Source organism: Actinomyces oris, from assembly GCF_001937665.1.
In the GTDB taxonomy this organism is placed as follows: Bacteria; Actinomycetota; Actinomycetes; order Actinomycetales; family Actinomycetaceae; genus Actinomyces; species Actinomyces stomatis.
This window is the reverse complement of sequence record NZ_MSKL01000014.1, coordinates 1-10,014: the sequence shown is the minus strand read 5'-3', so window position 1 is coordinate 10,014 and position 10,014 is coordinate 1. Positions and strand designations below refer to the sequence as shown.

Here is a 10,014-nt window from a genome sequence, read left to right as displayed (position 1 = left end):
GTGCCCGACCCCGACATCCGTTCTCCGGAAGGGTCAGCCGTGGCTTTAGAGGTACTCGACGACGAGCGGGGCGTGGTCGGACCAGCGTGAGGCGTAGTCGGGCGCCCGATCCACGGCGACGCTGCGGGCCCGCTCGGCCAGGGCTGGGGTGAGGACCTGGTAGTCGATCCGCCAACCGGCGTTGTTGTCGAAGGCCTTGCCGCGCTGGGACCACCACGTGTAGGGCCCCTGCTCCTCGTCCCCCACGAGGTGGCGCGAGGCGTCCACCCAGCCGGAGGCGAACCATCCCTCCAGGTGGACGATCTCCTCGTCCATGACGCCGGCGATCTTGTTGTGGTTGGGCTTCCAGTTCTTGATGTCGCGCTCGGAGCGCACCACGTTGAGGTCCCCGGCCATGACGACCTGGGGGCCGCCATCACGGGCGGCGGCCAGGAGGTCGGCCATGCGGGCGTCGACGAGCTCGAGGTGGGCGTACTTCTGGTCCATCTTCTCGGTGCCCAGCTGGCCGGAGTGCAGGTAGGCGGAGATGACGGTGAGCTGCTCGACGCCGTCGAAGCCGGTGAGACTCAGGTCGGCCTCGAGCCAGCGACCGGAGTCGACGTCGGGCTCCTCGGTTCCGGGAGCGGCCACGCCGTAGCGCAGCTCGCCGAGGGTGGCGGGGCCGCCATCGCGCACGGCGACACCCACACCCGCACGGCCCTTGATGCGACAGGGCCAGATGGCGGACTCGTAGCCGGGCAGCAGGTCGACGGCGATCTGCTCGTCGGCACGAACCTCCTGGAGCAGGAGGATGTCGGGGGCAGAGGCGGTGAGCCACTCCCCCATGCCCTTGCGGGCGGCGGCCCGGATGCCGTTGACGTTGACGGTGGCGATACGCATGGCGGCAAGCCTACGCGGTCGGCCCTGAGCCTGAGACGATAGAGCCATGAGCGACGCCGGTATGAGTGCCAGCAGCGTGAGAACCGTTCACGTCCTGGTCCAGGGCACGGTCCAGGGTGTGGGTTTCCGCTACCACTGCGCCTACACCGCCCAGGAGCTGGGTGTGGTGGGGCAGGTCCGCAACCTGCCCGACGGGGACGTCGAGGTCATGGCCCAGGGCGAGCCGGAGGCCGTGGGCCGGCTGATCGCGTGGCTGAGGCACGGCCCCCGGTGGGCCTCGGTGCGCCGGCTCACCGTCACCGACCTGCGCGCCGGCTGTCTGGATGAGCGCAGGTTCGAGATCACCGGGTGAGAGGATCGGGCCATGGATCCCGACGACGTCCGCAAGCCGCGCAGCGCACGACGACTCGGCGTATGGATGGCCGTCATCGTCATCGCCGCCGCCCTCCCCGTCCTGGCTCAGGCCTCGTTCCTGTCCCGCGTCAGCACCCTTCTGTGGCTGGCCTCCATGCCACTGTGCGTCCTGGGCTGCGCGATGCTGGCCAAGGAGCTGGCGGCACGTCGCGCCTCCAGGCAGGACCTGGACTGAGGGGCGGATCAGGACCCGACGACGCAGACCGGCCCTCAGGCATCCCAGGACGCCCGAGGGCCGGTCCGGTCAGGTGAGGCGGTCACGCGCCGGACCAGCGGCGCCGCTTCAGAGCGAGCGCTCCGCGGTCTCGACAACGTTGGCCAGCAGGAGGGCGCGGGTCATGGGCCCCACGCCACCGGGGTTGGGCGAGAGCCAGGAGGCCACCTCGTCGACGCCGTCGGCGACGTCACCGGCGATGCGGCCCTTGCCGGTGGCGGGGTCGACGACGCGCGAGACGCCCACGTCCAGGACGATGGCGCCGGGAGCGACCATCTCCGGGGTGATGATGCCGGGGCTGCCGGCCGCCGAGATGACGACGTCGGCCCGGCGCACGTGCTCAGCCAGATCCGTGGTGCCGGTGTGGCAGATGTCCACGGTGGCGTTGACGTCCTTGCGTCCCAGGAGCAGGCCGATGGAGCGGCCCACCGTGACACCGCGGCCGACGACGCACACGTTGCGGCCGGCCAGGTCGATGCCGTGGCGCTCCATGAGCTCGATACAGCCGCGCGGCGTGCAGGGCAGCGGCGAGTCGATGGGTCCAGAGGCCCGCAGCACCAGGCGCCCCAGGTTGGTGGGGTGCAGGCCGTCGGCGTCCTTGGCCGGGTCGACGCGCTCCAGGACCGCGTTGGTGTCCACGCCCGCCGGCAGCGGGAGCTGGACGATGTAGCCGGTACAGGCGTCATCGGCGTTGAGGCGGTCGACGGCGGCCTCCACCTCGGCCTGGGTGGCGGTGGCCGGCAGGTCCTCACGGATGGAGAGGATGCCGACCTCGGCGCAGTCGGTGTGCTTCCCGGCGACGTACTTGACGCTGCCGGGGTCCTCCCCCACCAGGACCGTGCCCAGGCCGGGGGTGACGCCGCGCTCGCGCAGCGCCGCGACGCGCTCCTTGAGCTCGGCCTTGAGGGCGGAGGCCGTGGCCTTGCCGTCCAGGACCCGGGCGGCCCCGTTCCAGGGCGCCCTCACTGGGCCAGCCCCGGGTAGAGGGGGAAGGCGTCGGTCAGGGCGCGCACGCGGGCGCGCAGGGCGGCCAGGGTCTCGTCGTCGGCGGTACCGGCGGCGCCGTGGATGAGGGTGGCGGCGATGATGTCGGCGACCTCGGAGAACTCGGCGTCGCCGAAGCCGCGGGTGGCCAGGGCGGGGGTGCCGATGCGCAGGCCGGAGGTGACGCGCGGGGGGCGCGGGTCGAAGGGGACGGCGTTGCGGTTGACCGTGATGCCGGCCGTGTGGAGGAGGTCCTCGGCCTGCTGGCCGTCCAGGGAGGAGTCGCGCAGGTCCACCAGCACCAGGTGGACGTCGGTGCCACCGGTGACCAGGCTGACGCCGGCGGCCTTGACGTCATCGGCCCCCAGGCGCTCGGCGATGATGGCGGCGCCGCGCACAGTGCGCTCCTGGCGCTCGCGGAACTCCTCGGTGCCGGCGATCTTCATCGCCACGGCCTTGGCGGCGATGACGTGCATGAGGGGGCCGCCCTGCTGGCCGGGGAAGACGGCGGAGTTGAGCTTCTTGCCCCACTGCTCGGCGCGGCTGGACAGGAGCATGCCGGAGCGGGGGCCGCCCAGGGTCTTGTGGACGGTGGTGGACACGACGTCGGCGTGCGGGACGGGGTTGGGGTGCAGGCCGGCGGCGACGAGCCCGGCGAAGTGGGCCATGTCCACCCACAGGGCCGCACCGACCTCGTCGGCGATCGCGCGGAAGGCTGCGAAGTCGAGGTGGCGGGGGTAGGCGGACCAGCCGGCGATGATGACCGTGGGGCGCTCGCGCAGGGCGGCCTCGCGCACCTGGTCCATCTCGATGCGCATGGTGGTCTCGTCCACGCCGTAGGCGGTGGCGTTGTAGTTCTTGCCGGAGAAGTTGATCTTCATGCCGTGAGTGAGGTGGCCGCCGTGGGCCAGGGACAGGCCCAGGAGGGTGTCGCCGGGGGTGGCCAGGGCGTGGAGGACGGCGGCATTGGCCTGGGCCCCGGAGTGGGGCTGGACGTTGGCCCACTCAGCGTCGAAGACGGCCTTGGCGCGCTCGATGGCCAGGGACTCGGCGACGTCGACGACCTCGCAGCCGCCGTAGTAGCGGCGCCCCGGGTAGCCTTCCGCGTACTTGTTGGTCAGGACCGATCCCTGGCACTCCAGGACGGCCCGGGGAACGAAGTTCTCCGAGGCGATCATCTCCAGGGTCTCGCGCTGGCGGGTGAGCTCGCCGGTGAGGACCTCGGCGATGTCTGGATCGAGCTCGGCCAGGGGCTGGTTCAGGGACGGGGTGACGGCTTGCGCGGTCATGTCTCTCCTCAGGTGTGAGGCGCAGGCCGCGGCGAAGCGTGCGGCCGTGCGCGCACTGGTGGGCGATCCGTGGCCCAGGCGGGCGACCCCGGAGTCGTGTTCGTGCCGCTCCCCGGTGGTGATCCACCCGGCGCCAGTCGCGACAGGACCACCCTACCGTGCCGGGGCGGAGCCGCGCCGCCCCCAGCGCACCGCGTTACCCTGTACCGCCCGGGAGCGAGGCTCGCGCCACAGGGGTGGACGCTCAGCCCTCCTGCCCGAACCAGTCGCCCAGGCCGTCGTCGGCGCCGATCCAGGCCAGGGCCTGGGCCATCTCCTCGGGTCGTAGGAGGATCCGGGCGAAGGCGCGACGCACCTGCTCGCGCATCTCCTCATCGCCGACGCCGGTGACCACGAGGTGGCAGCGGGGCTCGTCGGCCGCGTCGCCGCCAGCACCGGAGGGGGCGGTCGGGACCTCCGCCCAGGTGCCGGCGTCGCCGACGCTCACGGCACCTCCGGCGACCTCCCAGGTGCAGACCCGACCAGGACGGCTGGGCAGCCAGAAGCAGCCGCGAGCGCACAGGCCCTGTCCGGCGAGCTCGACGACGAGGGAGCGCAGGCGTCCGGGGTGGAAGGGCATGGTGGCGCTGAGGTCGAGGGTCCACACGCCGTGCTCGTCGGGGCCGCCCCAGGCGCTGGTGGTGGCGGGGTGGATGCGGCTCAGGGAGGCGGCGGCGTCGTGGGTGAGGGCGGTGAGGGTCTCCAGGATGGGTGCGTCGAGCCCCGGGAGCAGGAGGGCGTCGTAGGGGCGCAGGTGCTCAATGAGGTCGGCCCCGGCGGGGTCCTCGTCACGTCCCAGGGCCAGGACGAGGTCGGCGTAGCCGAGGTTGGTCAGGTGGACGGCGCCCGTGCAGCGGGAGTCGCCGGGGAAGGCGGTCAGCAGGCGGTGCTCGAGGAGCTCGTCCAGGGCGGTCGTGGCGTCCAGGACGTGGGCGGCTCCGGCCAGTCTCACGCCGGTGCCGGTGAGCTCCTCGGCCAGTCCGGGCAGGAGGTGGGCGAGCTCGATGGCCGCCGGCAGGAGGATGACGGTGGTGCCGCCCGGTTCCTGGGCGGCGCGGTCCTGGGCGACGGCGGCCAGGACCTCCCGCAGGGAGCAGGTGGGGCAGGTGGAGGGCATGGGGACGTCGAGCCTGACCGGTTCGTCGTCGAAGCCCTCGGCCGAGCTATGGCTGACGAGTCGAACCAGGTCGCCGTCGGCGTCGCTGCTCTCGGCCTGGTCATCGGCGCCGAAGTGGAGCCCGGCGCGGATGACCACAGCGTCCTGGCCGGCCAGGGTGAGGTCGACCAGGTCCAGCAGAGCGGGGTCGACGGCGCCGATAACGGCCAGGGCGTGTCGGCCGTCGGCCGGGAAGCCGGGGATGTCGGCGCAGTTGTCAACGAGGTCGTCCGAGGGGTTGGTCACGGGTGTCCTCCAGCAGAGTTGACGAAACTGAGAATCATTCTTATATCATGCTCGTCATGACCACCTACTGCCAAGTCACGGGGGCCCGGCCTGTCTTCGGCCGGTCCGTCTCTCACTCCCACAAGCGCACGCCCCGGCGCTGGGATCCCAACCTGCAGCGCAAGCGCTACTGGGTGCCGTCCTTGGGTCGCACCGTGCGCCTGACGGTGTCCGCCAAGGGCATCCGCACGATCGACAAACTGGGCATTGATGTCGTCGTGGCTCAGATGCTCGCCCGAGGGGAGAAGCTGTCATGAGCGGAGCCAAGGGCAAGGACCTGCGGCCGATCATCAAGATGGTCTCGACCGCGGGCACGGGTCACACCTACGTGACCCGCAAGAACCGCCGCAACACCCCCGACCGGCTGGTGCTGCGCAAGTTCGATCCGGTGGTGCGCCGGCACGTGGAGTACAAGGAGTCGCGCTGATGGCCAAGAAGTCCAAGATCGCCGCCGAGCTGCGGCGCCAGCAGATGGTGGAGCGTTACGCCGAGCGCCGCGCCGAGCTCAAGCGGGCCTCGATCAACCCTCACCTGAGCCAGGAGAAGCGCGATGAGGCGATGGCGGCTCTGCACGCGCTGCCGCGAGACGCCTCCCCCACTCGTCTGCGTCGGCGCGACGCGGTGGACGGTCGCCCGCGCGGACACCTGCGCGTCACCGGGACCTCCCGAGTGCGCTTCCGCGAGATGGCGCTGCGCGGCGAGCTGCCGGGCATCGTCAAGTCCTCCTGGTAGGCGGGTGCGGGCGGGGTGGGTCTGTGGGCCCGCACCCGCCGGGGGCATGCGGCGTAACGCAGCCGCAGCCGCCCTCTCGCAGCGCCGCCACCGACACCCGTCACCACGTCAGTTCTTACATTTACCCCCGTCCAAGGAGCTCACATGCGTCCTGGGATCCACCCCAGCTACCAGCCCATCGTCTTTCGTGACAAGTCCGCCGACTTCGCCTTCCTGACCCGTTCGACCCTGACGTCGTCGGAGACCATCGAGTGGGAGGACGGCAACACCTACCCGGTCTACGACGTCGAGGTCTCCAGCGCCTCGCACCCGTTCTGGACCGGCCAGGGCAAGATCCTGGACACGGCCGGCCGAGTGGAGAAGTTCGAGCGCCGCTACGGCAAGCGCAAGCGGTAGGCGAGCGGTGGGGAGGCATCGCCTCCCTCGATCCCTCACCACCATCGCTGGATACGAAGAAGGAAAGGAGCCGACATGAAGGTTCGCGCCTCGATCCGATCCCTGGCCAAGCAGCCAGGGTCCAAGGTGGTCCGACGCCGAGGTCACACCTACGTCATCAACAAGAAGAACCCCCGCCTCAAGGCCCGTCAGGGTTGAGGCGTTACGGGAAGCCAAGGAGTACGGCCCCTCCGGGACCGGCACCTGAGCCGTTTCTACGGCCAGGGCCGGTCCCGGTTAGGCTGAGACCATGGCTCTCTCCACGGCGCAACCCGACTCCGCCGCCCACCTGGTCCTGTCCCTGTCCTGCCCCGACCGCCCGGGAATCGTCCACGCGGTCACTGGCACGCTGGCACGCCGCGGCGGGAACATCACCGAGTCCAAGCAGTTCGGGGACTCCTCCACCGGCCTGTTCTTCATGCGGGTCCAGGTGCTCACCACCGTGCCGCGCGTGGAACTGGAGAAGGACCTGGCCGAACTGGCCGGCGAGTACGAGATGGAGTGGAGCCTCGATGAGGTGGGGCGCGCCATGCGCACCCTCATCATGGTCTCCAAGGAGGGGCACTGCCTGACTGACCTGCTCTTCAGGGCGCGCAGCCAGGGGCTGCCGGTCGACGTCGTCGGCGTGGTGGGCAACCACGAGACGCTGCGGGACGTCGCCGAGTTCTACGGGGTTCCCTTCCACCACATCCCGGTCACCAAGGAGACCAAGGAGGCCGCCGAAGCCGAACTGCTGGGGCTGGTGGACTCCCTCAACGTCGAGCTGGTGGTGCTGGCCCGCTACATGCAGATCCTCTCCCCCGCCCTGTGCGAGCGGCTGCACGGGGGCGTCATCAACATCCACCACTCGTTCCTGCCGTCCTTCAAGGGGGCGCGTCCTTACGCCCAGGCGCACGAGCGCGGGGTCAAGCTCATTGGGGCGACGGCGCATTACGTGACGGCGGACCTCGATGAGGGGCCGATCATCGAGCAGGACGTGACGCGGGCCGGTCATGAGGACTCGGTGTCCGTGCTGCAGGCCAAGGGGCAGGACGTCGAGCGCCGGGTGCTGGCACAGGCGGTGCGCTGGCACACCGAGCACCGGGTGCTGCTCAACGGGCACCGCACCGTCGTCTTCGCCTGAGCGGGGGCGGGGCGGCGGCGAGGACTTCAAGCAGGGAGGGAAGGGGCCGGAGAGGCCGCCTCTCTATGATCCGCCTCCTCGGTCTCCCAGCCGGGCGATGTGGGAGGAGACGCTGGCATGCGTCGTGGCGGGCAACGTCCGTCTCGAGGCGGCGCGGGTCGGGGTCACGCAGGCGGATCTGGCGCAGATTCTGGGTATGTCGCGCTCGGCGGTGTCGTTGAGGTATACGGGCCGGGTCCCTTGGCGCATTGATGAGCTCGAGCGTGTTGCCTGGTACTTGAACTTCCCTGTGACCGACCTGCTGGAGAAACCCAAGAAGGCGCACCGAATGCGCTCCTTTTGAAGCCGATACTGGTGGGGGCTGACGATCTGCTTGGCCAGGTTGAGGACTTCCTCGGCTTTCCGGGGCAGTGCCAGTTCGGCACTTGGCGGCCTGAGCTGAGCGCACTTCAGGCTGAGTGGCGGGCCCTGTGGAGTGTCGTTTTGCTGAGGTGACCGTTAGTGGAGTCGTGCGAGGTCAGGTGGCGGAGTGTGAGCGCAACTCACATAGCCACAATTCCCCTCCCTGGCTGTAAGTGCTGACCCTGCCCCATCGCCCAAACGTCGGCCCCGGCAAGGACCGGACAGTGGTGTGAGCGGAGTGACGATCTGAGGGCTGCCGACTCTTCTGGCGCATGCGGGAAGTCTTCGTTCCTGGTGTTGGTGGCCGAGGTCTTCATTCCGATTCCCCTGGCGCGCGCAAGCAGCCCTGTCATGACGAGGAGGGGCAAAGTACAAGCACCACCAGCCCCGGCTGGCTCGCTGGCGCGGGGAGTGGCTCCAGGTGATGGCCGGGACTTGTGCCGGTGTACGAGAGGGTGTCAGGCGTCCTGTTTCTGGGTTTTCCACAGGGTGGCCTCAAAGTCTGGTGGTGAGGGCGTGTGAGCGGGTAATGTCAACACACCGCTCGGATGGGCAGTGTCGCCCGGCCTGGCGGTGTGAGGAGTTGTTTCGGTTGCGAGGAGGCTTCCGTGATGAGTGCGTCCCTACGATCTGCTGCACCTGCGGGGGCGAAGCAGCCTGCAACCAACCCTTGCCAGGTGGCGGCGTCGGAGCAGCGCCCCATAATGCAAAGCCGTCACGCCTACCCGCACCGACACGACGTGGGACCGGCGGCTCTGGCTGGAGGGGTGGCACGGCCAAGCAGCCGCCCATCAGCTTCAGAGCGACGCGCTGTAGGGCAAGGCCGCAGCTCCCGCATGGACCCCGACGGGCCCAGCGAGTTAGGCGAGCGGGCAACGCTGATGCGAGGGCCGGAACGACGGAGCGAGCCGGCGCCACCGAGGCGTAGGGATTGGTCTGGTTCTCGTGTCGGGCGCCAGAGGGCTGCTGCTGGGCTGGTAGCGGTGTGTGTGCTGGCGCTGGGGGTGGCGGCTTGCTCGTTGAAGGATGCCAAGGCCGAGGCCGGCGCCAGTGCGAGTGTCAGCGCGTCTGCTGCTATCGCCCGGGCTGAGAAGGGCATTGCCGAGGCCAACGCCTCGGCAACCGCCTCCCGGGACGCTGCTCTGACCCCCGAGCTCAAGGCCAAGCGTGACGCCGCCCTGGCCGAACCCGCCCCGGAGAAACCTGAGCAGATGAATGACCAGACACGCGAGGGGGCGACACTGACGGCCTGGTACTTCCTCGAGCTCTACCGCTACGCCTACATGACCGGCAACACCACCGAACTCGCAGCCATGAGCGACGACCGCTGCCAGTTCTGCCAATCCGTTATCGATCGGGCCACCAAGCTCCACCAGAACGGCGGCTGGACCGACAAGTGGGACCAAGAAATCACGAACTACACGTACTACGAGAAAATCGAAGGATACGACTACAACGAACTCGACGTCACTGCCAATCAAGGACAGATAGTGTCCCACCCAGGAGGAGGGAAAACTCCGACAATCTCCGAATCCAAGCATAACCAAGTCCTGGACTTCGCGATACGACACAACGGAACTCGCTGGATGGTCGGCGGGGTTGAGGTAATAAATAAATGATCCTCCATCATCGTGTCGCTATGTTAGCAATAGCCTGCGTAGCAGCGTTATCACCAGTCGCCGCAAGCAATCCCGACACTTCCCAAGATTCCGGGACGGCCGTAAACTGGGGAGCGGAGTCTGGCGATAACCATGTCGTCACTCATGGGGAACGTCGTGAAACTTTGACACAACCTCAAGCTCCAGCCGCCGAACAACCCGAGTCACCTGCATCGTCTGAGACGGAGGTGCAGTACTCGGACAGCAACACCAAACTGGCAACACCGCATCGCGGTTGCAGAACCTATCAGGATGAGAACAAGAAGATGCATGCGGTGTGCAGGCCAGAGCCCGAACCAGAACCTGCGGCCGACTCGGAAGGTCCCGCAGAACCAAGAGTCATCACGATTACGACTCGTGAGGCGGCCACGCTCATCGCCTCAGGCTCGGGCATCACCCGTCAG

The 10,014-nt window shown here is 69.0% G+C and carries 14 protein-coding genes, 1 pseudogene and 1 riboswitch; of the genes and pseudogenes, 11 read left to right on the top strand and 4 right to left on the bottom strand.

Annotation, left to right across the window (positions count from 1 at the left end; genetic code table 11):
• Window positions 1–45: 45 nt before the first annotated feature.
• Window positions 46–879 (bottom strand): exodeoxyribonuclease III, encoded by an 834-nt coding sequence (locus tag BKH28_RS06340; RefSeq protein ID WP_075418007.1) that lies wholly within the window; start codon window positions 877–879, stop codon window positions 46–48.
• Between the two features lie 46 nt (window positions 880–925).
• Between BKH28_RS06340 and BKH28_RS06335 the strand changes: the two genes are divergently transcribed.
• Window positions 926–1,231 (top strand): acylphosphatase, encoded by a 306-nt coding sequence (locus BKH28_RS06335; RefSeq protein ID WP_075418006.1) that lies wholly within the window; start codon window positions 926–928, stop codon window positions 1,229–1,231.
• A 12-nt stretch (window positions 1,232–1,243) separates the two neighbouring features.
• A complete protein-coding gene (locus tag BKH28_RS06330; RefSeq protein ID WP_075418005.1) occupies window positions 1,244–1,468 on the top strand; it encodes a hypothetical protein in 225 nt (74 codons plus the stop codon).
• 108 nt (window positions 1,469–1,576) lie between these two features.
• On the opposite strand, the gene BKH28_RS06325 is transcribed toward BKH28_RS06330, so the two are convergent.
• The 3 genes from BKH28_RS06325 to BKH28_RS06315 form a co-directional block, all read right to left on the bottom strand.
• Window positions 1,577–2,473 (bottom strand): bifunctional methylenetetrahydrofolate dehydrogenase/methenyltetrahydrofolate cyclohydrolase, encoded by an 897-nt coding sequence (locus tag BKH28_RS06325; RefSeq protein WP_075418004.1) that lies wholly within the window; start codon window positions 2,471–2,473, stop codon window positions 1,577–1,579.
• On the bottom strand, window positions 2,470–3,780 hold the full coding sequence (gene glyA / locus BKH28_RS06320) for a serine hydroxymethyltransferase (protein WP_075418003.1): 1,311 nt from the start codon (window positions 3,778–3,780) through the stop codon (window positions 2,470–2,472). The genes BKH28_RS06325 and glyA overlap by 4 nt, the downstream gene beginning before the upstream one ends.
• Window positions 3,781–3,845: 65 nt before the next feature.
• Window positions 3,846–3,931, bottom strand: a riboswitch (ZMP/ZTP riboswitch).
• Window positions 3,932–4,024: 93 nt separating this feature from the next.
• Window positions 4,025–5,221, bottom strand: a complete 1,197-nt coding sequence (locus tag BKH28_RS06315) for a GTP-binding protein (protein ID WP_075418002.1) — start codon at window positions 5,219–5,221, stop codon at window positions 4,025–4,027.
• Window positions 5,222–5,277: 56 nt separating this feature from the next.
• Here BKH28_RS06315 and rpmB point away from each other — a divergent pair, with 56 nt between their 5' ends.
• The 9 genes and pseudogenes from rpmB to BKH28_RS13625 form a co-directional block, all read left to right on the top strand.
• Complete coding sequence (gene rpmB, locus BKH28_RS06310; protein WP_003789593.1) at window positions 5,278–5,517, top strand: 50S ribosomal protein L28; 240 nt, start codon at window positions 5,278–5,280, stop codon at window positions 5,515–5,517.
• Window positions 5,514–5,687, top strand: coding sequence for a 50S ribosomal protein L33 (rpmG, locus tag BKH28_RS06305; RefSeq protein ID WP_003789591.1), 174 nt, complete (start codon window positions 5,514–5,516; stop codon window positions 5,685–5,687). Before rpmB ends, rpmG begins: the two co-directional genes overlap by 4 nt.
• Window positions 5,687–5,992: a 30S ribosomal protein S14 gene (rpsN, locus tag BKH28_RS06300; RefSeq protein WP_075418001.1), complete on the top strand. Its 306-nt coding sequence runs from the start codon at window positions 5,687–5,689 to the stop codon at window positions 5,990–5,992. Before rpmG ends, rpsN begins: the two co-directional genes overlap by 1 nt.
• 144 nt (window positions 5,993–6,136) lie before the next feature.
• Complete coding sequence (locus BKH28_RS06295; protein WP_009403829.1) at window positions 6,137–6,388, top strand: type B 50S ribosomal protein L31; 252 nt, start codon at window positions 6,137–6,139, stop codon at window positions 6,386–6,388.
• A gap of 75 nt (window positions 6,389–6,463) precedes the next feature.
• Window positions 6,464–6,586 carry a type B 50S ribosomal protein L36 gene (gene ykgO, locus BKH28_RS06290; protein ID WP_003782012.1) on the top strand — a complete coding sequence of 41 codons (123 nt, stop codon included), beginning with the start codon at window positions 6,464–6,466 and terminating at the stop codon, window positions 6,584–6,586.
• A 91-nt stretch (window positions 6,587–6,677) separates the two neighbouring features.
• A complete protein-coding gene (gene purU / locus BKH28_RS06285) occupies window positions 6,678–7,550 on the top strand; it encodes a formyltetrahydrofolate deformylase (RefSeq protein ID WP_075418000.1) in 873 nt (290 codons plus the stop codon).
• A gap of 124 nt (window positions 7,551–7,674) precedes the next feature.
• Window positions 7,675–7,893, top strand: a complete 219-nt coding sequence (locus BKH28_RS06280; RefSeq protein WP_178388841.1) for a helix-turn-helix domain-containing protein — start codon at window positions 7,675–7,677, stop codon at window positions 7,891–7,893.
• 1,048 nt (window positions 7,894–8,941) lie between these two features.
• Entirely contained in the window at window positions 8,942–9,571 is a 630-nt protein-coding gene (locus BKH28_RS06275; protein ID WP_075417998.1) for a DUF6318 family protein, read from the top strand.
• Window positions 9,568–10,014: pseudogene (locus BKH28_RS13625) on the top strand (zinc transporter); the annotation flags it as partial. The gene BKH28_RS06275 and the pseudogene BKH28_RS13625, both read left to right, overlap by 4 nt.